Annotated in this window: 27 protein-coding genes; all 27 read right to left on the reverse strand. The window is 60.5% G+C overall.

Translation table 11 applies throughout. The annotated features are described in order from the left end of the window. Window positions 1-11 precede the first annotated feature (11 nt). The 27 genes from rplO to rpoC all read right to left on the reverse strand — a co-directional run bounded on the left by rplO (window position 12) and on the right by rpoC (window position 20,795). The gene (gene rplO / locus NOV72_RS26085; protein WP_008343934.1) at window positions 12-446 is read right to left on the reverse strand and encodes a 50S ribosomal protein L15; all 435 of its coding nucleotides are present in this window, start codon (window positions 444-446) and stop codon (window positions 12-14) included. A 29-nt stretch (window positions 447-475) separates the two neighbouring features. Continuing rightward, a complete protein-coding gene (rpmD, locus tag NOV72_RS26090) occupies window positions 476-658 on the reverse strand; it encodes a 50S ribosomal protein L30 (RefSeq protein ID WP_106857459.1) in 183 nt (60 codons plus the stop codon). Window positions 659-668: 10 nt separating this feature from the next. Next, on the reverse strand, window positions 669-1,187 hold the full coding sequence (gene rpsE, locus NOV72_RS26095; protein ID WP_008343875.1) for a 30S ribosomal protein S5: 519 nt from the start codon (window positions 1,185-1,187) through the stop codon (window positions 669-671). A gap of 14 nt (window positions 1,188-1,201) precedes the next feature. Beyond that, window positions 1,202-1,567, reverse strand: a complete 366-nt coding sequence (gene rplR, locus NOV72_RS26100) for a 50S ribosomal protein L18 (RefSeq protein WP_106857443.1) — start codon at window positions 1,565-1,567, stop codon at window positions 1,202-1,204. Between the two features lie 12 nt (window positions 1,568-1,579). Continuing rightward, a complete protein-coding gene (gene rplF, locus NOV72_RS26105) occupies window positions 1,580-2,113 on the reverse strand; it encodes a 50S ribosomal protein L6 (RefSeq protein WP_061120221.1) in 534 nt (177 codons plus the stop codon). Between the two features lie 18 nt (window positions 2,114-2,131). Beyond that, complete coding sequence (gene rpsH, locus NOV72_RS26110) at window positions 2,132-2,527, reverse strand: 30S ribosomal protein S8 (protein ID WP_035506756.1); 396 nt, start codon at window positions 2,525-2,527, stop codon at window positions 2,132-2,134. A 14-nt stretch (window positions 2,528-2,541) separates the two neighbouring features. Next, window positions 2,542-2,847, reverse strand: a complete 306-nt coding sequence (gene rpsN, locus NOV72_RS26115; RefSeq protein ID WP_016346471.1) for a 30S ribosomal protein S14 — start codon at window positions 2,845-2,847, stop codon at window positions 2,542-2,544. A 7-nt stretch (window positions 2,848-2,854) separates the two neighbouring features. Further along, on the reverse strand, window positions 2,855-3,394 hold the full coding sequence (gene rplE, locus NOV72_RS26120) for a 50S ribosomal protein L5 (RefSeq protein WP_016346472.1): 540 nt from the start codon (window positions 3,392-3,394) through the stop codon (window positions 2,855-2,857). A 14-nt stretch (window positions 3,395-3,408) separates the two neighbouring features. Continuing rightward, complete coding sequence (gene rplX, locus NOV72_RS26125; protein ID WP_106857444.1) at window positions 3,409-3,717, reverse strand: 50S ribosomal protein L24; 309 nt, start codon at window positions 3,715-3,717, stop codon at window positions 3,409-3,411. Between the two features lie 9 nt (window positions 3,718-3,726). After that, window positions 3,727-4,095, reverse strand: coding sequence for a 50S ribosomal protein L14 (rplN, locus tag NOV72_RS26130; RefSeq protein ID WP_006998478.1), 369 nt, complete (start codon window positions 4,093-4,095; stop codon window positions 3,727-3,729). 302 nt (window positions 4,096-4,397) lie between these two features. Next, window positions 4,398-4,670 carry a 30S ribosomal protein S17 gene (rpsQ, locus tag NOV72_RS26135; RefSeq protein WP_008343854.1) on the reverse strand — a complete coding sequence of 91 codons (273 nt, stop codon included), beginning with the start codon at window positions 4,668-4,670 and terminating at the stop codon, window positions 4,398-4,400. Beyond that, complete coding sequence (gene rpmC / locus NOV72_RS26140) at window positions 4,667-4,861, reverse strand: 50S ribosomal protein L29 (RefSeq protein ID WP_007180130.1); 195 nt, start codon at window positions 4,859-4,861, stop codon at window positions 4,667-4,669. Before rpmC ends, rpsQ begins: the two co-directional genes overlap by 4 nt. Window positions 4,862-4,871: 10 nt before the next feature. Beyond that, on the reverse strand, window positions 4,872-5,288 hold the full coding sequence (rplP, locus tag NOV72_RS26145) for a 50S ribosomal protein L16 (RefSeq protein WP_106857445.1): 417 nt from the start codon (window positions 5,286-5,288) through the stop codon (window positions 4,872-4,874). A gap of 2 nt (window positions 5,289-5,290) precedes the next feature. Beyond that, complete coding sequence (rpsC, locus tag NOV72_RS26150; RefSeq protein ID WP_035506762.1) at window positions 5,291-6,085, reverse strand: 30S ribosomal protein S3; 795 nt, start codon at window positions 6,083-6,085, stop codon at window positions 5,291-5,293. A gap of 11 nt (window positions 6,086-6,096) precedes the next feature. Further along, window positions 6,097-6,426 (reverse strand): 50S ribosomal protein L22, encoded by a 330-nt coding sequence (rplV, locus tag NOV72_RS26155; protein ID WP_007730533.1) that lies wholly within the window; start codon window positions 6,424-6,426, stop codon window positions 6,097-6,099. Between the two features lie 12 nt (window positions 6,427-6,438). Beyond that, window positions 6,439-6,714 (reverse strand): 30S ribosomal protein S19, encoded by a 276-nt coding sequence (gene rpsS / locus NOV72_RS26160; protein WP_008343850.1) that lies wholly within the window; start codon window positions 6,712-6,714, stop codon window positions 6,439-6,441. A 10-nt stretch (window positions 6,715-6,724) separates the two neighbouring features. Then, window positions 6,725-7,552: a 50S ribosomal protein L2 gene (rplB, locus tag NOV72_RS26165; protein ID WP_106857446.1), complete on the reverse strand. Its 828-nt coding sequence runs from the start codon at window positions 7,550-7,552 to the stop codon at window positions 6,725-6,727. A 2-nt stretch (window positions 7,553-7,554) separates the two neighbouring features. Beyond that, the gene (rplW, locus tag NOV72_RS26170; protein WP_008343846.1) at window positions 7,555-7,869 is read right to left on the reverse strand and encodes a 50S ribosomal protein L23; all 315 of its coding nucleotides are present in this window, start codon (window positions 7,867-7,869) and stop codon (window positions 7,555-7,557) included. After that, window positions 7,866-8,486, reverse strand: a complete 621-nt coding sequence (gene rplD, locus NOV72_RS26175) for a 50S ribosomal protein L4 (RefSeq protein ID WP_106857447.1) — start codon at window positions 8,484-8,486, stop codon at window positions 7,866-7,868. Before rplD ends, rplW begins: the two co-directional genes overlap by 4 nt. Further along, window positions 8,486-9,145, reverse strand: a complete 660-nt coding sequence (rplC, locus tag NOV72_RS26180; RefSeq protein WP_061120237.1) for a 50S ribosomal protein L3 — start codon at window positions 9,143-9,145, stop codon at window positions 8,486-8,488. Before rplC ends, rplD begins: the two co-directional genes overlap by 1 nt. A gap of 210 nt (window positions 9,146-9,355) precedes the next feature. Beyond that, the gene (rpsJ, locus tag NOV72_RS26185) at window positions 9,356-9,667 is read right to left on the reverse strand and encodes a 30S ribosomal protein S10 (protein WP_006998489.1); all 312 of its coding nucleotides are present in this window, start codon (window positions 9,665-9,667) and stop codon (window positions 9,356-9,358) included. Window positions 9,668-9,807: 140 nt separating this feature from the next. Then, window positions 9,808-10,998: an elongation factor Tu gene (gene tuf / locus NOV72_RS26190; protein ID WP_106857448.1), complete on the reverse strand. Its 1,191-nt coding sequence runs from the start codon at window positions 10,996-10,998 to the stop codon at window positions 9,808-9,810. A 67-nt stretch (window positions 10,999-11,065) separates the two neighbouring features. Further along, entirely contained in the window at window positions 11,066-13,168 is a 2,103-nt protein-coding gene (gene fusA, locus NOV72_RS26195) for an elongation factor G (protein ID WP_106857449.1), read from the reverse strand. A 118-nt stretch (window positions 13,169-13,286) separates the two neighbouring features. Then, entirely contained in the window at window positions 13,287-13,757 is a 471-nt protein-coding gene (rpsG, locus tag NOV72_RS26200) for a 30S ribosomal protein S7 (RefSeq protein ID WP_006053291.1), read from the reverse strand. Window positions 13,758-13,936: 179 nt separating this feature from the next. Then, window positions 13,937-14,317, reverse strand: a complete 381-nt coding sequence (rpsL, locus tag NOV72_RS26205) for a 30S ribosomal protein S12 (RefSeq protein WP_006998493.1) — start codon at window positions 14,315-14,317, stop codon at window positions 13,937-13,939. A gap of 218 nt (window positions 14,318-14,535) precedes the next feature. Further along, window positions 14,536-16,383 (reverse strand): DNA helicase RecQ, encoded by a 1,848-nt coding sequence (gene recQ, locus NOV72_RS26210; protein ID WP_106857450.1) that lies wholly within the window; start codon window positions 16,381-16,383, stop codon window positions 14,536-14,538. A gap of 167 nt (window positions 16,384-16,550) precedes the next feature. Beyond that, complete coding sequence (gene rpoC / locus NOV72_RS26215; protein WP_106857451.1) at window positions 16,551-20,795, reverse strand: DNA-directed RNA polymerase subunit beta'; 4,245 nt, start codon at window positions 20,793-20,795, stop codon at window positions 16,551-16,553. Window positions 20,796-20,810: the final 15 nt, after the last annotated feature.

Genomic DNA, 20,810 nt, shown 5'->3' on the forward strand with positions numbered 1-20,810 from the left:
GCGAAAGCGCGTTACTCGGCGAACGAGCCGCCAGCGGCTTCGATTGCCTCACGGGCGCCCTTCGTTGCCGTCAGGCCCTTCACCGTGACCTTGCGCGTGATCTCGCCGGTCTTGATGATCTTCGCGCTCTTGATGAGCTCGCCGACCAGACCCGCTTGCTTCAACGCCAACAGATCGATTTCGTCGACCGGCAGCTTTTCGAGATCAGCCAGGCGCACTTCACCGACGAATTCCTTCGTCAGCGAGGTGAAGCCGCGCTTCGGCAGACGACGCTGCAGAGGCATCTGACCGCCTTCGAAGCCGACCTTGTGAAAGCCGCCCGAACGCGATTTCTGACCCTTGTGGCCGCGGCCAGCGGTCTTGCCGAGGCCCGAACCGATACCGCGACCGACGCGACGCTTTGCATGCTTCGCGCCTTCTGCCGGCTTCAGGTTATTCAATTCCATGTTCAACTCCTTGGATCCGTGGGTCGCGCTTAAGCGATGACCTTAACGAGGTACGAGACCTTGTTGATCATCCCGCGCACTGCCGGCGTGTCCTGCAACTCGGAAACCGAGTTGAGGCGGCGCAGGCCGAGGCCACGCACCGTTGCGCGGTGCGATTCGCGGGTCCCGATCAGGCTCTTGATGAGCTGAACCTTGACAGTTTTTTCAGACATGGTGCCCACCTTAGCCCAGAATGTCTTCGACGGACTTCCCACGCTTCGCCGCGATGTCAGCCGGTGTCGACTGCTTGCGCAGACCGTCCAGCGTTGCGCGAACGAGGTTGTACGGGTTCGTCGAACCGTGGCTCTTGGCCACAACGTTTTGCACGCCCATCACGTCGAACACTGCGCGCATCGGGCCGCCAGCGATCACGCCGGTACCGTCCTTCGCCGGAGCGAGGAGAACCGCCGATGCGCCGTGCTTGCCGTGCACTTCATGTTGCAGCGTGCCGTTCTTCAGGGGCACCTTGAACATGTTGCGGCGGGCCTGCTCCATTGCCTTTTGAACGGCAACCGGAACTTCCTTGGCCTTGCCCTTGCCCATGCCGATCCGGCCGTCACCGTCGCCAACCACGGTCAGTGCGGCGAAGCCGAGAATACGGCCACCCTTCACGACCTTGGTCACGCGGTTGACCGAAATCATCTTTTCGCGCAGGCCGTCGTCGCGTTCGTCAGCCTGAACTTTCGCTTGCATCTTTGCCATGACGAATTCTTCCCTTAGAACTTGAGCCCGGCTTCACGCGCCGCATCAGCCAGCGCCTTCACGCGGCCGTGGTAGCGGAAACCCGAGCGGTCAAAGGCGACGGATTCGATGCCGGCAGCCTTGGCCTTTTCGGCGATACGCTTACCGATCAGAGTCGCAGCGTTGACGTTGCCGCCCCTGCCCGACTTGTCGGCGAGTTCAGCGCGCACTTCAGCTTCGAGCGTCGAGGCGCTTGCCACGACCTTCGTACCGCATGCCGAGAACACTTGCGCGTAGATATGCGTATTCGTGCGATGCACGGCCAGACGCGGAACCTGCAGCTCAGCGATCTTGATACGCGTCTGACGAGCGCGGCGCAGGCGAGATTGAGTCTTATCCATGATTGCGCACCCTTACTTCTTCTTCGTTTCTTTGAGGATCACGACCTCGTCGGAATAACGCACGCCCTTGCCCTTGTACGGCTCAGGCGGACGATAGCCGCGCACTTCTGCTGCGGTCTGTCCGACTTTCTGCTTGTCGATCCCCTTGATCACGATTTCGGTCTGCGACGGGGTTTCAGCCTTGACGCCTTCCGGCATCTGGTGCACCACGGGGTGCGAGAAACCCAGCGACAGGTTCAGCTTGTCGCCTTGCGCTTGCGCACGATAACCGACGCCAACCAGCGTCAGCTTGCGCTCGAAACCCTTGGTGACGCCCTGCACCATGTTCGCCACCAGGGCGCGCATCGTGCCGGACATCGCGTTCGCTTCGCGGCTTTCGTCAGCCGGAGCGAGCTTCAACGTGCCGTTGTCGTTCGTCACGGTCACCAGCTTGTTGGCCGGTTGCGAGATCGTGCCGAGCGGACCCTTGACGGTGATGACGTCGCCCTTGATGGCCACTTCCGCGCCTTGCGGCAGCGCGATCGGGCTTTTACCTACTCGAGACATGTTTCTTCTCCTTAGGCGTTAAGCGACGTAGCAGATGACTTCGCCACCGACGCCGTTCTGGCGCGCCTTGCGGTCGGTCATCACACCCTTCGGCGTCGACACGATTGCAACGCCGAGGCCGTTCATGACCTGCGGAATGTCGTTGCGACCGCGGTACACACGCAGACCAGGCTTCGAGACGCGCTCGAGGCGCTCGATCACCGGACGGCCAGCGTAGTACTTCAACGCGATATTCAATTCGATCTTCGCGCCTTCAGCCTTCACTGCGAAGTCGTCGATATAACCTTCGTCCTTCAAAACCTGCGCAATCGCAACCTTGACTTTCGACGAGGGCATAGTCACCGAAACCTTCTCGACCATCTGCGCGTTGCGGATGCGAGTCAGCATATCGGCGATAGGATCACTCATGCTCATTTATGTTTCTCCTATTACCAGCTCGCCTTGGTCAGGCCAGGGATTTCGCCGCGGAAAGCGATTTCACGAATCTTGCCGCGTGCGAGTCCGAACTTGCGGAACGTGCCACGCGGACGACCCGTGATCGCGCAGCGGTTACGCTTGCGAGTGGGGTTCGAGTTACGCGGCAATTGTTGCAGCGCCAGACGCGCGAAATAACGCTCTTCGTCCGACTTGCTTGCGTCATCGATCACAGCCTTCAGCTCAGCACGCTTCGGAGCGTACTTGGCTGCCAGGCGCGCGCGCTTCTTTTCACGTTCGATCAGTGCCAGTTTAGCCACGGTAACCTCAGTTTCTGAACGGGAACTTGAAGCCGGCGAGCAGCGCCTTTGCTTCGTCGTCAGTCTTCGCGGTGGTCGTGATGCTGATGTTCAGCCCACGCAGCGCGTCGATCTTGTCGTAGTCGATTTCGGGGAAAATGATCTGCTCTTTCACACCGATGTTGTAGTTGCCACGACCGTCGAATGCACGGCCCGACACGCCACGGAAGTCGCGCACACGGGGGAGCGCAACCGTCACGAAACGGTCGAGGAATTCGTACATCGCTTGGCCGCGCAGCGTGACCATCGCGCCGATCGGGTAGCCCTGACGAATCTTGAAGCCTGCGATCGCCTTGCGCGCCTTCGTGATAACCGGCTTCTGGCCGGCGATCTTCGTCAGGTCGCCCACGGCGTTTTCGATGATCTTCTTGTCAGCGACGGCTTCGCCAAGGCCCATGTTCAGGGTGATCTTGGTGATGCGCGGCACTTCCATGACAGACTTGTAGCCGAACTTTTCGACGAGTTGCGGCACAACCTTTTCTTTGTAAATCTCTTGCAGACGAGCCATTTTTTAACTCCGCGTCAGGCGTTGAGCGTGGCGCCGGTCGACTTCAAGAAGCGAACCTTCTTTCCGTCTTCGACCTTGATGCCCACACGCGACGCCTTGCCGTTCGCGTCGACCAATGCGACGTTCGAAATATGCAGCGGCATCGTTTTGGCTTCCACACCGCCCGTCGTACCCTTCATCGGGTTCGGCTTCACGTGCTTCTTGACGAGGTTGATGCCCTCGACGGTGACACGCTCTTCCGCAACGGCCAGCACGATGCCGCGCTTGCCCTTGTCCTTGCCGGTGATGACGATGACTTCGTCACCCTTGCGAATCTTGTTCATCGCGACTCCTTACAGCACTTCCGGCGCGAGCGAAACGATCTTCATGAATCGTTCGCTACGCAGTTCACGCGTAACCGGCCCGAAAATACGCGTGCCGATCGGCTCGAGCTTCGTATTCAGCAGAACGGCGGCATTGCCGTCGAACTTGATGAGCGAGCCATCCTGGCGACGCACGCCCTTGGCCGTACGAACGACCACGGCGTTGTAAATTTCGCCCTTTTTCACGCGTCCGCGCGGCGTCGCTTCCTTGACGGTCACCTTGATGATGTCGCCAATGCTAGCGTAACGACGCTTCGAACCGCCGAGCACCTTGATGCACATGACTTCACGCGCACCCGTGTTGTCGGCCACTTCAAGCCGAGTTTCGGTCTGGATCATGGTTTATCTTTCCCAACTTAATCCGGTCGCGCCACCATGGCACAGCCGGTCAGTCTTGGTCCCGTCAGCCAACTGGCTGCTTGGGTTAGAACAGGCAGCGAGGGCAGACGAAACCCGCCATCGCAATCCGGTGAATCTGTCGACTCAGGCTGGCGCCTGAACCGGCTTCCCCCACCAGTTTCGCCCGCGACGGGGCTCCCACAAAGAGGGAAGACCGAGATTATAACAAATAATCCCGGTCTTGCAAGCGAAACTTACTGCGACACGATTTACTACTGCATCGCGGTACAACTACTACAGCTTCAGATCACGCGAGCCGCTTCAACCAGCTTCGACACGACCCAGGCCTTCGTCTTCGAAATCGGACGGGTTTCCTGAATTTCGACGAGATCGCCTTCGTTGTACGTGTTCGCGTCGTCATGCGCGTGGTACTTCTTGGAACGCACGACGTACTTGCCGTAGATCGGATGCTTCACGCGGTGCTCGACCAGCACGGTGACCGTCTTGTCCATCTTGTTGCTGACGACCTTGCCGACCAGCGTCCGCTTGAGCGAGGTTTTTACGCTATCGTTCATTTCTGGTTCGCCTTCTCAGTCAGGACAGTGCGCACACGTGCGATGTCGCGACGGACCTTCTTCAGCTGGCTCGTGTTCGTGAGCTGCTGGGTCGCGAGTTGCATACGCAAGCCAAATTGCGCCTTCAGCAGGTCCGACAGCTCTTTGTTGAGCGCGGCCTGGTCTTTCTGGTGAAGTTCAGATGCCTTCATCATTTACTCCTTAGGCGCCGAGCTGACGCACAACGAAGTTCGTCTTGAGCGGCAGCTTCGCTGCAGCCAGACGGAACGCTTCGCGCGCCAGTTCTTCGGAGACACCGTCCATTTCGTACAGCATCTTGCCCGGTTGAATTTCAGCGACGTAGTACTCCGGGTTACCCTTACCGTTACCCATACGCACTTCGGCCGGCTTTTGTGAAATCGGCTTGTCCGGGAAAATACGGATCCAGATCCGGCCACCACGCTTGATGTGACGCGTCATTGCACGACGTGCCGCTTCAATTTGACGCGCGGTCAAACGGCCGCGACCGATAGCCTTCAGACCGAAGTCACCGAACGACACCGCGTTGCCGCGCGTCGCCTTGCCGGTGTTACGACCCTTCTGCTCTTTGCGATACTTTCTGCGTTTCGGTTGCAGCATCGTTATTCTCCAGTCTTCGCGTCACCGCCAGCGCGACGGGGTGCACCACGACGCGCACCGGCCGGAGCGCCTTCACCGTCACGGCGCGGACGGCGATCGCCACCCGGACGTGCGTTGCGGCGCGGACGCTTTTCTTCCGCGACTTCTTCCACCACCGGCGCTTCGTTGCGGCCCAGCGTGTCGCCCTTGTAGACCCACACCTTCACGCCGATGATGCCGTACGTGGTCTTTGCTTCCGACGTCGCGTAGTCGATATCCGCACGCAGCGTATGGAGGGGCACGCGACCTTCGCGATACCACTCGGTACGAGCGATTTCGATACCGTTCAGGCGGCCCGCGCTCATGATCTTGATGCCCTGGGCACCAAGACGCATCGCGTTCTGCATCGCGCGCTTCATCGCGCGGCGGAACATGATCCGGCGCTCGAGCTGCTGCGTGATGGAGTCAGCGATCAACTGAGCATCGGTTTCCGGCTTGCGGATCTCTTCGATGTTGACGTGAACCGGAACGCCCATGCGCTTCTGAAGTTCAGCCTTCAGCGATTCGATGTCTTCGCCCTTCTTGCCGATGACAACGCCCGGACGCGAGCTGTAAATCGTGATGCGCGCGTTCTTCGCCGGACGCTCGATGACGACGCGACCGACCGAAGCGTTCTTCAGCTTCTTCTTCAGGTATTCACGAACACCGATGTCTTCCTGCAACATCGCCGCGAAATTGTTGTTGTTCGCGTACCAGCGCGAAGCCCAATTGCGGCTGACGGCCAAACGGAAGCCAGTCGGATGAATTTTCTGTCCCATCGTATGGCTCCTTAATTCCCGACCGTCACAGTGATGTGACAGGATTGCTTCTCGATGCGGTTACCGCGACCCTTTGCGCGTGCGGTGAAACGCTTCAGCGAAGCAGCCTTGTCGACGTAGATGCTCGTGATCTTGAGCTCGTCGATATCGGCGCCTTCGTTGTGTTCCGCATTCGCGATCGCAGACAGCACGACCTTCTTGACGATACCCGCCGCCTTCTTCGGCGAGAACGTCAGAACGTTCAGCGCCTTGTCGACCGGCAAACCACGAATCTGGTCAGCCACAAGGCGCGTTTTCTGCGCCGAGATGCGGGCACCGCGATGAATTGCCTTCACTTCCATCTTGATAGCCCCTTATTTCTTGGCCTTCTTGTCGGCCGCGTGACCCTTGAACGTACGGGTCAATGCGAACTCGCCAAGCTTGTGGCCGACCATGTTTTCCGTGACGTACACCGGAACGTGTTGACGGCCGTTGTGAACAGCGATCGTCAGACCGATGAAGTCCGGCAGAATCGTCGAACGACGCGACCAGGTCTTGATCGGCTTCTTGTCACGCGTCGATGCAGCCGCCTCAACCTTCTTCAGCAAATGAGCGTCGCAGAACGGACCTTTTTTAGCAGAACGTGTCATTGCCTACTCCTTAACGCTTGTGACGGCGCTGGACGATCATCGTCGTCGTGCGCTTGTTGCTGCGGGTGCGATAACCCTTCGTCGGCGTGCCCCACGGGCTCACCGGATCGCGACCTGCTGCGGTACGGCCTTCACCACCACCGTGCGGGTGATCGATCGGGTTCATTGCAACACCGCGCACCGTCGGACGGATACCGCGCCAGCGATTCGCACCGGCCTTACCGATTTGACGGAGGCTGTGTTCTTCGTTGCCCACTTCGCCGATCGTCGCGCGGCACTCGACGTGCACGCGGCGGATTTCGCCCGAGCGCAGACGCACTTGAGCGTAGACGCCTTCGCGAGCCAGCAGCATTGCCGACGTGCCAGCCGAACGCGCGATTTGCGCGCCCTTGCCCGGCAGCATCTCGATGCAGTGGATCGTCGTACCGACCGGAATGTTGCGGATCGGCAGGGTGTTGCCTGCGCGGATCGGCGCTTCCGAACCGGACATCAGCTGCGCGCCCACGGCCACGCCCTTCGGCGCGATGATGTAGCGACGCTCGCCGTCCGCGTACAGAACCAGCGCGATGTTCGCGCTACGGTTCGGGTCGTACTCGAGACGCTCGATCTTCGCCGGAATGCCGTCCTTGTTGCGACGGAAATCGACGATACGATAGTGCTGCTTGTGACCACCGCCCTGGTGACGCGTGGTGATACGGCCGTTGTTGTTACGGCCCGCCGACTTGGATTGCGAGTCGAGCAGCGCTGCGTGCGGCTTGCCCTTGTGCAGATCCTTGTTGACGATCTTGACCATCGCGCGGCGACCCGGCGAGGTCGGCTTAACTTTCACGATTGCCATGATTACTTGGCCTCCGCTTCAAAGTTGATTTCCTGGCCGGGCTTCAGGCAGACGTACGCCTTCTTCACGTCCTTGCGCTTACCGTTGAAGCGGCCAAAGCGCTTTGCCTTGCCCTTCGTGACGAGCACGTTGACGGAATTGACTTCGACCTTGAACAGCAGCTCGACAGCAGCCTTCACTTCCTGCTTCGTGGCGTCCGGTGCGACTTCGAACACGACTTGCTCGTTCTTGTCGGCAACCAGCGTCGCCTTTTCGGAGATCACCGGCGCGAGCAGAACTTGCATCAAACGATGATCGTTTTTGCGAATCTCGCTCATGACAGCAACTCCTCGATCTGAGCGACCGCAGCCTTCGTGATCAGGATCTTCTTGAAGTAGATCAGCGAGAGCGGGTCGGCGTAACGCGGCTCGACAACCGCCACGTGGGCCAGGTTGCGCGACGCGAGGTACAGGTTCTCGTCGACCGTATCGGTAATGACCAACACGGAATCGAGGCCCATTGCCTTGAATTTTTCGGCCAACAGCTTGGTCTTCGGGGCTTCCAGCGCGAGGTCTTCGACCACGGCGATACGGCCTTCGCGAGCGAGCTGCGAGAAGATCGAGCAGAGACCTGCACGATGCATCTTCTTGTTGACCTTGTGCGAGAAGTTTTCTTCCGGCGAGTTCGGGAAAATGCGACCACCGCCACGCCACAACGGGCTCGACGACATACCGGCACGAGCGCGGCCCGTACCCTTCTGACGCCACGGCTTCTTGGTGGTGTGCTTGACCTGCTCGCGATCCTTTTGCGCGCGGTTGCCGCTACGTGCGTTCGCCTGATAAGCGATGACGATCTGGTGAATCAGGGCTTCGTTGTAATCGCGACCGAACACGACGTCCGATGCGTTCACGCCAGCGCCTTCCTGACCATTGGCATTCAGGAGCTTAAGTTCCATTATTTCGCTCCTTTCACAGCACGCGTCTTGACGGCCGGGGTCACGAAGACCTTGCCGCCCTTCGCACCCGGAACAGCACCGCGGACGAGCAGCAGATTACGCTCAGCGTCGATGCGGGCGATTTCGAGATTTTGAACCGTGACGGTGACGTCACCGAGGTGACCCGTCATGCGCTTGCCCGGGAACACGCGACCCGGATCCTGCGCCATACCGATCGAACCCGGAACGTTGTGCGAACGCGAGTTACCGTGCGTCGCGCGACCCGAGGCGAAGTTGTAGCGCTTGATCGTGCCGGCATAACCCTTACCGATCGACGTGCCTTGCACATCAACCTTCTGGCCGACTTCGAAAATATCCGTACCGATCACGGCGCCGTTCGACAGTTCGCCTGCCTTGGCCGTTTCGATATGGAATTCCTTGAGGATTTCACCAGCTTGAACGCCGGCTTTGGCGAGGTGACCCGCCAACGGCTTCGTCACGCGCGATGCGCGGCGAGCGCCGAATGCAACCTGAACGGCGGTATAACCATCCGTTTCAACGGTCTTGATCTGCGTCACGCGGTTGTCCGACACGTCCAGCACGGTGACGGGGATCGAATCCCCTTCAGGCGTGAAGATACGGGTCATGCCAACCTTGCGACCTACGAGTCCAAGGCTCATCGTTTTCTCCATTCCCAACTGCGATTGGTCGGGGCTGATTTACAAATGCCGGCTTCGTTACGAGAAACTGGGTCGGCTTTCTTGCGTCTTTTTCGTGCGCATAGGCGCGAAAAGCCTTTAAGTATAACAAGGCTTTTCGAATCCCGCAAGCAATCAAAGACTTAGCACTTCCCGACGCACCGGCAGGCGCGTCGGGCAAGCTTGTGGGACTTACTGCAGCTTGATCTCGACGTCGACGCCAGCCGGCAGATCGAGCTTCATCAGCGCGTCGACGGTCTTGTCCGTCGGATCGACGATGTCCATCAGGCGCTGGTGCGTACGGATTTCGAGCTGGTCGCGCGACGTCTTGTTGACGTGCGGCGAACGCAGGATGTCAAAACGTTGAATACGCGTCGGCAGCGGTACCGGGCCACGGACGATCGCGCCAGTCCGCTTCGCGGTGTCGACGATTTCGGCTGCCGATTGATCGATCAGGCGGTAGTCGAAAGCCTTCAGACGAATGCGGATTTTCTGGTTCTGCATGACAATTCCTTGAAAAGAGCGAGGCGGTATTGCACCGCACAATGGCAAAAGAGCGTGGAACCGGGCATTCGCTGAGGGCGAACACCCGGCTCCAATCTGTACTTCAGTACTGCAACTTCAAATCGAGCGAATCAAGGATTTTACTCGATAATCTTCGCCACGACACCGGCGCCGACGGTACGGCCGCCTTCGCGGATTGCGAAGCGCAGACCTTCTTCCATGGCGATCGGAGCGATCAGCTTCACCGTGATCGACACGTTGTCGCCCGGCATCACCATTTCCTTGTCCTTCGGCAGCTCGATCGAGCCCGTCACGTCCGTCGTACGGAAGTAGAACTGCGGACGGTAGTTGTTGAAGAACGGCGTGTGACGGCCGCCTTCGTCCTTGCTCAGCACGTACACTTCAGCCGTGAAGTGCGTGTGCGGCGTGATCGAACCCGGCTTGGCCAGAACCTGGCCGCGCTCCACGTCTTCACGCTTCGTGCCGCGCAGCAGGATACCGACGTTGTCGCCCGCCTGACCTTGGTCGAGCAGCTTGCGGAACATTTCCACGCCCGTGCAGGTCGTCTTCACCGTCGGCTTGATACCGACGATTTCGATTTCTTCGCCGACCTTCACCACACCGCGCTCCACGCGACCCGTCACCACCGTGCCGCGACCCGAGATCGAGAACACGTCTTCCACCGGCATCAGGAACGAACCGTCAACTGCGCGCTCCGGCGTCGGGATGTACGAATCCAGCGCGTCGGCCAGGTTCATGATCGCCACTTCGCCCAGCTCGCCCTTGTCGCCTTCCAGCGCCAGCTTGGCCGAACCCTTCACGATCGGGGTGTCGTCGCCCGGGAAGTCGTACTTCGACAGAAGTTCGCGCACTTCCATTTCGACGAGCTCGAGCAGCTCGGCGTCGTCCACCATGTCGCACTTGTTCAGGAACACGATGATGTACGGCACGCCAACCTGACGGGCCAACAAGATGTGCTCGCGCGTTTGCGGCATCGGGCCGTCGGCGGCCGAGCACACCAGGATTGCGCCGTCCATCTGCGCGGCGCCCGTGATCATGTTCTTCACATAGTCAGCGTGGCCCGGGCAGTCGACGTGTGCGTAGTGGCGGTTAGCCGTTTCGTACTCGACGTGCGCGGTGTTGATGGTGATGCCGCGCGCCTTTTCTTCCGGCGCTGCGTCGATCTGATCATACGCCTTGGCTTCGCCGCCGAACTTCTGCGTGAGAACCGTCGTGATCGCTGCCGTCAGCGTGGTCTTGCCGTGGTCAACGTGACCGATCGTGCCCACGTTCACGTGCGGCTTGGTCCGCTCGAATTTACCTTTTGCCATGATTACCTTCTTTCAAAGTTTGGTTATCGGTTAAAGCTTGTGGCTTGCGCCGAATTACTTGCGGGCCTTACTTGCCCTTGGCGTTGATGATCGCGTCGGCGACGTTACGCGGAGCTTCAGAGTAGTGCTTGAACTCCATCGTGTACGTGGCACGGCCTTGCGACAGCGAACGCAGCGACGTCGAGTAGCCGAACATTTCCGACAGCGGCACTTCGGCGCGAACGATCTTGCCGCCGCCAATCATGTCTTCCATGCCCTGGACGATACCGCGACGGCCCGACAGGTCGCCCATCACGTTGCCCATGTAGTCTTCCGGCGTTTCGACTTCCACAGCCATCATCGGTTCGAGGATGACCGGGCTCGCCTTGCGCATTGCTTCCTTGAAGGCCATCGAGCCGGCCATACGGAACGCGTTTTCGTTCGAGTCGACGTCGTGGTACGAACCGAACGTCAGGTGAACCTTCACGTCGACCACCGGGAAGCCAGCCAGCACGCCCGACTTCAGCGTTTCCTGGATGCCCTTGTCCACGGCCGGGATGTATTCGCGCGGAATCACGCCGCCCTTGATCTCGTCCAGGAACTCGTAGCCCTTGCCCTGCTCGTTCGGCTCGAGCGTGATGACCGCGTGACCGTACTGACCGCGACCACCCGACTGCTTGACGAACTTGCCGTCGACGTCTTCCGCCTTGCTGCGGATCGTCTCGCGGTAAGCAACTTGCGGCTTGCCGACAGTAGCTTCCACGCCGAATTCACGACGCATACGGTCAACCAGAATTTCCAGGTGGAGCTCGCCCATGCCCGAAATGATGGTTTGGCCCGATTCTTCGTCCGTTTGAACGCGGAACGACGGATCTTCCTGTGCCAGACGGTTCAGCGCCAGACCCATCTTTTCCTGGTCAGGCTTCGTCTTCGGCTCGACAGCCTGCGAAATCACCGGCTCCGGGAAAATCATGCGTTCGAGCACGATCGGATGCTGCGGATCGCACAGCGTGTCGCCCGTGGTTGCTTCCTTCAGACCAACAGCAGCCGCGATGTCGCCCGCGCGCACTTCCTTGATTTCTTCGCGCTGATTGGCGTGCATCTGCAGAATACGGCCGAGACGTTCCTTCTTGTCCTTGGTCGCGTTCAGCACGGTGTCGCCCGAATTCACGACGCCCGAATACACACGGAAGAAGATCAGCTGGCCGACGAACGGGTCCGTCATGATCTTGAACGCCAGCGACGAGAATTTCTCGTCGTCGGATGCACGGCGCTCGCCCTTCTCGCCGCTTTCGAGTTCGCCCGTAACCGGCGGAATGTCGACCGGCGACGGCAGGAAGTCGATCACGGCGTCGAGCATGCGCTGCACGCCCTTGTTCTTGAACGCGGTGCCGCACAGCATCGGCTGAATTTCGCACGCAATGGTCCGGTCGCGGATCGCCTTGACGATTTCCGCTTCGGTCAGCTCTTCGCCGCCGAGGTACTTTTCCATCAGCTCTTCGCTGGCTTCGGCAGCCGACTCGATCATCTTCTCGCGCCACTCGTTGCACGTATCGACGAGTTCAGCGGGGATATCGACGTAGTCGAACTTCGTGCCTTGGGACGCTTCGTCCCAAATGATCGCCTTCATCTTCAGAAGATCGACCACGCCCTTGAAGTTTTCTTCGGAGCCGATCGGCACCACGACGGGAACCGGGTTCGCCTTCAGGCGGTTCTTCAACTGGTCGTAGACCTTGAAGAAGTTCGCGCCGGTACGGTCCATCTTGTTGACGAACGCGAGACGGGGAACCTTGTACTTGTTCGCCTGACGCCACACGGTTTCCGACTGCGGCTGCACGCCGCCCACTGCGCAGTAGACCATGCACGCGCCGTCGAGGACGCGCATCGAGCGCTCCACTTCGATCGTGAAGTCGACGTGCCCAGGGGTGTCGATGATGTTGATGCGGTGCTCGGGATAGTTGCCGCCCATGCCCTTCCAGAAGGCCGTGGTGGCAGCCGACGTGATGGTGATGCCGCGCTCCTGCTCCTGCTCCATCCAGTCCATCGTTGCTGCGCCGTCGTGAACTTCACCGATCTTGTGGTTCACGCCCGTGTAGAACAGGATGCGCTCGGTCGTCGTCGTCTTGCCGGCGTCGATGTGAGCGCTGATACCGATATTGCGGTAGCGCTCGATAGGTGTCTTGCGAGCCACTTTGGATCCTTTTTCGGTCGACGCGCCAGCGAGTGCGAGCGCGTCCTAACACAAACGGGCGAGGCGCCTGGAGTAGCGCACCCGCCCTGATTTTTCCGTTTGCTCTACGAGCGGGAGCTTAGAAACGGAAGTGCGAGAATGCCTTGTTGGCCTCTGCCATGCGGTGAACTTCGTCGCGCTTCTTCATCGCGCCGCCGCGGCCTTCGGCCGCTTCGGAGAGTTCACCTGCCAGACGCAGGGCCATCGACTTTTCGCTGCGCTTCTTCGCGGCTTCACGCAACCAACGCATCGCCAATGCCATACGACGCGAGGGGCGCACTTCGACCGGAACCTGATAGTTTGCACCACCAACGCGACGGCTCTTCACTTCGACCACCGGCTTCACGTTGTTGAGCGCAACCGTGAACACTTCCAGCGGGTCCTTGCCACCCTTGGTCTGGATCTGTTCAAAAGCGCCGTACACGATACGCTCGGCAACCGACTTCTTGCCGGAGAGCATCAGCACGTTCATGAACTTGGCTACATCTACGTTACCGAACTTCGGATCCGGCAACACTTCCCGCTTGGGGACTTCGCGACGACGCGGCATGATTCTTCCTTTACTTTTTCAGTTGGAGCTGGTTTTCAACTCCGCGGCCACCAACAAACCCGATCCATCTATTCGACTAAACCAGCTTGGCCGGGTGACCACTTACTCGACAGCACCGGCAACTCCGGCACCCTCGCCTTAACCGCCTTGCGGCGACCTGATTCCTGCTTCGGACCGACTTACTTGCCGGCCTTTGCGCGCTTCGCACCGTACTTCGAGCGAGCTTGCTTACGGTCCTTGACGCCCTGGGTATCCAGCGAGCCGCGAACCATGTGGTAACGCACACCCGGCAAGTCCTTCACACGGCCGCCGCGAATCAGCACGACCGAGTGCTCTTGCAGGTTGTGGCCTTCACCACCGATGTACGAAATGACTTCGAAGCCGTTCGTCAGACGAACCTTGGCAACTTTACGGAGTGCCGAGTTCGGCTTCTTCGGCGTCGTGGTGTACACGCGAGTGCACACGCCACGACGCTGAGGGCAGTCCTGCAGGGCCGGCGACTTGCTCTTCGTCGTTTCCGACGCGCGGCCTTTGCGAACCAGTTGATTGATGGTTGGCATTGTTTAATCCTAAAAATGAACAAAATCCGCGCAATTCTTTCGGGCAAAGCGAAAAGAACTGCGCGTTTGACGATCCCGCCGATGAATTCCGCTTTGCGCATCCGGCGTTAAGCCAGATCCGAAGTCGGACCAAGGACGAGAACCAAGCATGATATTCCGAAAATCGCAATCGGGTCAATACGTTGCGACGATTTCGATGGCTTTTCGCAAGCCGGACGTCAATCCGAACCGACGACGGAGAGCAATTCGTCGCCGAAGCGTTCCAGTTTCCGCACGCCGATACCGGGAATATGGCGAAGATCGTCGATCGTATCGGGGTCGCTGCGGACGATTTCGGCGAGCGTGGCGTCGTGGAAGATGACGTAGGCCGGAACACCGTCGCTCTTCGCGGTTTCCGCGCGCCAGGCACGCAGACGCTCCCAACGCGCCTTTTCGCGCGCCGACATACCGGCGGTCGGGTCCGCGCGCTCGCCAGTGCGGCTGGAAGACTGGCGCGCGCGCGTCGGCTTGACGTACTTGCGCAGCGTGACGTGCTCTTCGCCCTTCAGCACGGGCTTGCTCGCGTCGGTCAGCACGAGCGCGCCAAAACCGTCGTGATCGACGGCGAGATAGCCGAACGCCACCAGTTGCCGGAACACGGCGCGCCATTCGGGTTCGGAGAGCGCGGCGCCGACGCCGAAGGTCGAAATTTTCTCGTGGCCGCGCTGGAGGACTTTTTCGCTGCGGGAGCCGCGCAGAATATCGATGAGATGGCCCGCGCCGAAGCGAAACCCGCTCGCCTTCTGCGCCCGGTACACGCACGACAGCGCCATCTGCGCTTCGCGTGTGGCATCGAAGGACGCGGGCGGCTCCAGACACGTATCGCAGTTGCCGCACGGCTTGCCCGTCTCTCCGAAGTACGCGAGCAGACGCACGCGCCGGCACGACGCCACCTCGCACAAGCCGAGAAGCGCGTCGAGCTTGCCGGTCTGCACGCGCTTATGCGCGTCGTCGGCTTCGGATTCGTCGATCATCTTGCGCTGTTGCACGACGTCGCCCAATCCGTACGCCATCCACGCGTTCGCCGGCAGACCGTCGCGTCCGGCGCGGCCCGTCTCCTGATAGTAGCCCTCGACGCTCTTCGGCAAATCCAGATGCGCGACGAAGCGCACGTCCGGCTTGTCGATGCCCATGCCGAACGCGATCGTCGCGCACATGACGATGCCTTCCTCGCGCTGGAACATCTCCTGATGCTTCTGGCGCGTCTCGAACTCCATGCCCGCGTGGTACGGCAGCGCGCGAATGCCCTGCCCTTTCAGCCAGTCGGCGGTTTCCTCGACCTTGCGCCGCGACAGGCAATACACGACGCCCGCGTCGGTCGTGCCGTCCTTGTTCGTATGCTCGGCGCGGATGAAATCGAGCAGTTGCGAGCGCGCGTTGTCCTTCTCGACGATGCGATAGCGAATGTTCGGCCGGTCGAAGCTGGAAACGAAGACGCGCGCGTCGTCGAGCGCGAGCCGATGGACGATTTCGTCGCGCGTGATCGCGTCGGCTGTGGCGGTGAGCGCGATACGCGGCACGTCCGGAAACCGTTCGTGCAGCACCGAAAGCTGAATGTACTCGGGGCGGAAATCGTGCCCCCACTGCGACACGCAATGCGCTTCGTCGATGGCGAAAAGGCCCACGCGCGCGCGCTCGAGCAGTTCGAGAAAGCGCGGCGTCATCAGACGTTCGGGCGCGACGTAGAGGAGATCGATTTCGCCCTCGCGCAGCGCGCGCTCGGTGGCCGCGGCCTCGGCGCCCGACAACGTCGAATTCAGATACGCAGCGCGCACGCCGACTTCGGTCAGCGCCGCGACCTGATCCTGCATCAGCGCGATCAACGGCGACACGACGATGCCCGCGCCGAGCCCGGCCTCGCGGCGCACGAGCGACGGTATCTGATAGCACAGCGATTTGCCGCCGCCCGTTGGCATGAGCACGAGCGAATCGCCGCCGTTCGCGACATGCTCGACGATCTCCGCCTGTTGTCCGCGAAACGCGGGATAGCCGAAGATTTCGTTGAGTATTTCGAGCGACCGTGCCATGGAGGGAAAATGCGCGCTGCAGCGTGAGAGATAACGAATTCTACCAACGCATCCGCGCGTCAAAACGGAGTTAGCCATTTGGACGAGGGCGTCGGCGCAACGGACGGACGAAAAAAAACCGCCCAGCCGAAGCTGGGCGGTTCGTGGCTACTGCGAGCAAAAGACGCTTACTCGTTGGTATGCGGCTGCTGCTGTTCCGCCGCCGGCGTTTCCGGCGTACCAAAGTCGAATGCCTCTTCGGCCGCGATCTGGTCGAAACGCTCGCGATCCGACGATTCCTTCGCCTTGCGCGCCTTGTGGAACGCGAGACCCGTACCGGCCGGAATCAGACGGCCGACGATCACGTTTTCCTTCAGGCCACGCAGATCGTCGCGCTTGCCCATGATCGCCGCTTCGGTCAGCACGCGCGTCGTTTCCTGGAACGACGCCGCCGAGATGAACGAATCGGTCGACAGCGATGCCTTCGTGATACCGAGCAGCACGTTGTCGTACGTCGCCGGACGCTTGTCTTCCGCGATCATCTTGTCGTTTTCGTCGAGCATGTCCGAGCGCTCGACTTGTTCGCCAGGGATGAAACGCGTATCGCCGTTGTCGACGATCTGCACACGACGCAGCATCTGACGCACGATCACTTCGATGTGCTTGTCGTTGATCTTCACGCCCTGCAGACGGTACACGTCCTGCACTTCGTCCACGATGTAGCGCGACAACGCCTCGATACCCTGCAGACGCAGGATGTCGTGCGGATCGGCGGGACCGTCGACGATCATTTCGCCCTTGTTGACGACCTGACCATCGTGCACCAGCACCTGCTTTTCCTTCGCGATCAGGAACTCGTGCTGATTGCCCTCGAGATCCGTGATGACGAGACGCTGCTTGCCCTTCGTGTCCTTACCGAACGACGTCGTGCCCGTGACTTCCGCGAGAATACCCGCGTCCTTCGGCGAGCGCGCTTCGAACAGTTCGGCCACGCGCGGCAGACCGCCGGTAATGTCGCGCGTCTTCTGCGCTTCAACCGGGATACGCGCCAGCACTTCACCGACCTGCACTTGCTGACCATCCTTCACGGTGATCAGTGCGCCGACCTGGAAGCCGATCTGCACCGAATGCTCGGTGTTCGGGATCTTCACTTCCTCGCCGTTCGCGTCGAGCAGTTTCACCTGCGGACGCACGCTCTTCGAAGCCTGCGAGCCGCGACGCTTCACGTCGATCACGACCAGGGTCGAAAGACCGGTCACGTCGTCGATCTGCTTCGCAACGGTCACGCCTTCCTCGACGTTTTCGAACTTCACCGTACCGCCCCACTCGGTGATGATCGGACGCGTCAGCGGATCCCATTGAGCCAGTTGCGCACCGGCCTTGATCTGCGCGCCGTCGAGTTGCAGCAGCGTCGCGCCGTACGGAACCTTGTGACGCTCACGCTCGCGACCGAAATCGTCCGCGATGATCGCCTCGCCCGAACGCGAGATGACGACCTGCTCGCCCTTCGCGTTGGTGACGTAACGCATCGTCGCCGTGAAGCGCACCGTACCGTTCGACTTCGCTTCGACTGTCGAAGCAACCGCCGCACGCGATGCCGCGCCACCGATGTGGAACGTACGCATCGTCAACTGCGTGCCCGGCTCGCCGATCGACTGAGCAGCGATCACACCGACTGCCTCACCGACGTTCACGCGCGAACCGCGGCCGAGGTCGCGGCCGTAGCACGCGGCGCACAGGCCATAACGCGTTTCGCAGGTGAGCGGCGTGCGCACGCGCACTTCGTCGATGCCCAGACGTTCGATTTCTTCGACCGCGTCTTCGTCGAGCAGATCGCCGGAAGCGTAGATCGTCTCTTGCGTTTCCGGATTGACGACGTCCGCCACCGCGACGCGACCGAGAATACGGTCACGCAGCGCTTCGACGACTTCACCGCCTTCCACCAACGCCTTCATCGCCACGCCGTTCGACGTGCCGCAATCGTCTTCGACCACGACCAGATCCTGCGTCACATCGACCAGACGACGCGTCAGGTAACCCGAGTTCGCGGTCTTCAGCGCCGTATCCGCCAGACCCTTACGAGCGCCGTGCGTCGAGATGAAGTACTGCAACACGTTCAGGCCTTCGCGGAAGTTCGCGGTAATCGGCGTTTCGATGATCGAGCCGTCCGGCTTCGCCATCAGGCCGCGCATGCCGGCGAGCTGGCGAATCTGCACCGCGGAACCCCGCGCGCCCGAGTCGGCCATCATGTAGATGGAGTTGAACGACTCCTGCTTCGTCTCGTTGCCGTCACGGTCGACGACCGGTTCGGTTGCGAGCTGCTCCATCATCGCCTTGCCGACGCTTTCCGACGTCGCCGACCAGATGTCGACCACGTTGTTGTAGCGTTCCTGCGCGGTGACGAGACCCGACATGTACTGACGGTCGTATTCCTTCACCTTCTTCGCGGCGTCGCCGACGATCGTCTCTTTCTGCGGCGGCACGAGCATGTCGTCCACGCAAATCGAGATGCCGGCGCGCGTTGCGAGGCGGAAGCCCATCTGCATCAGCTGGTCGGCGAAGATCACCGTCTCGCGCAGACCGCACTTGCGGAACGCGGTGTTGATCAACTGCGAAATCTGCTTCTTCTTCAGCGGCTTGTTCAGCACCGTGAACGGCAGACCCGGCGGCAGAATCTCCGACAGGATCGAGCGGCCGACCGTGGTCGCGTACAGCGAGATCTTCGGCACGAACTTCGGCGCGCCTTCGCTCGTGTCTTCGTTCGCCACCATTTCGGTGATACGCACGTTGACGCGCGACGCCAGCTCGACTTCCTTGTTCTCGTACGCGCGGATCACTTCCGACACGCCCGTGAACGTCATGCCTTCGCCCTTGCCGTTGATCGCTTCACGCGACGCGTAGTAAAGGCCCAGCACGATATCCTGCGACGGCACGATCGACGGATCGCCGTTCGCCGGGAACAGGACGTTGTTCGACGCCAGCATCAGCGTGCGCGCTTCCATCTGCGCTTCGAGCGACAGCGGCACGTGAACGGCCATCTGGTCACCGTCGAAGTCGGCGTTGAACGCCGCGCAGACGAGCGGGTGAAGCTGAATTGCCTTGCCTTCGATCAGCACCGGCTCGAAAGCCTGAATGCCGAGACGGTGCAGCGTCGGCGCACGGTTCAGCATCACCGGATGTTCGCGGATCACCTCTTCCAGGATGTCCCACACCACCGGCGTCTGGTTCTCGACTTCCTTCTTCGCGGCCTTGATGGTCGTCGCGACGCCCATCACTTCCAGCTTGTTGAAGATGAAAGGCTTGAACAGTTCGAGCGCCATCAGCTTCGGCAGACCGCACTGATGCAGCTTGAGCGTCGGACCGACCACGATCACCGAACGGCCCGAGTAGTCCACACGCTTACCGAGCAGGTTCTGACGGAAACGGCCGCCCTTACCCTTGATCATGTCGGCGAGCGACTTCAGCGGACGCTTGTTCGCGCCGGTCATCGCCTTGCCGCGACGGCCGTTGTCGAGCAGCGAATCGACGGCTTCCTGCAGCATCCGCTTTTCGTTGCGGACGATGATTTCAGGCGCCTTCAGTTCGAGCAGACGCTTCAACCGGTTGTTCCGGTTGATCACGCGGCGATACAGGTCGTTCAGGTCCGACGTCGCGAAGCGGCCGCCATCCAGCGGCACGAGCGGACGCAGTTCCGGCGGCAGCACCGGCAGCACGTCGAGCACCATCCAGTCCGGCTTGATGCCCGAACGCTGGAAAGCCTCGAGCACCTTCAGGCGCTTCGCGTACTTCTTGATCTTCGCTTCGGAGCCGGTGTTCTTCAGTTCCGTGCGAAGCGTTTCGACCTGTTCGTCGATGTTGATCGCGCGCAGGAGTTCACGCACGCCTTCCGCGCCCATTTCGGCACGGAATTCGTCGCCGTACTCTTCGACCTTGTTGTAGTAATCCTCCTCGGTCATGATCTGCCGCGCTTTCAGCGGCGTCATGCCGGGATCGATCACCACGTAGGCTTCGAAGTACAGCACGCGCTCGATGTCGCGCAGCGTCATGTCGAGCACCATGCCCAGACGCGACGGCAGCGACTTCAGGAACCAGATGTGCGCGACCGGCGAGGCCAGCTCGATGTGGCCCATCCGCTCACGACGCACCTTCGCCAGCGTCACTTCGACGCCGCACTTTTCGCAGATCACGCCGCGATGCTTGAGGCGCTTGTACTTGCCGCAAAGGCATTCGTAGTCCTTGATCGGACCAAAAATCTTCGCGCAGAACAGACCATCCCGCTCCGGCTTGAACGTGCGGTAGTTGATGGTCTCAGGCTTCTTCACTTCGCCAAACGACCAAGAACGAATCTTGTCGGGCGACGCGAGGCCGATCTTGATCGCATCAAAAACTTCTTCTTGTTGGACTTGCTTGAATAGATCGAGCAGAGCTTTCATTGCTTTCTCTCCGTA

The organism is Caballeronia novacaledonica (assembly GCF_900258035.1).
Taxonomy (GTDB): Bacteria; Pseudomonadota; Gammaproteobacteria; order Burkholderiales; family Burkholderiaceae; genus Caballeronia; species Caballeronia novacaledonica.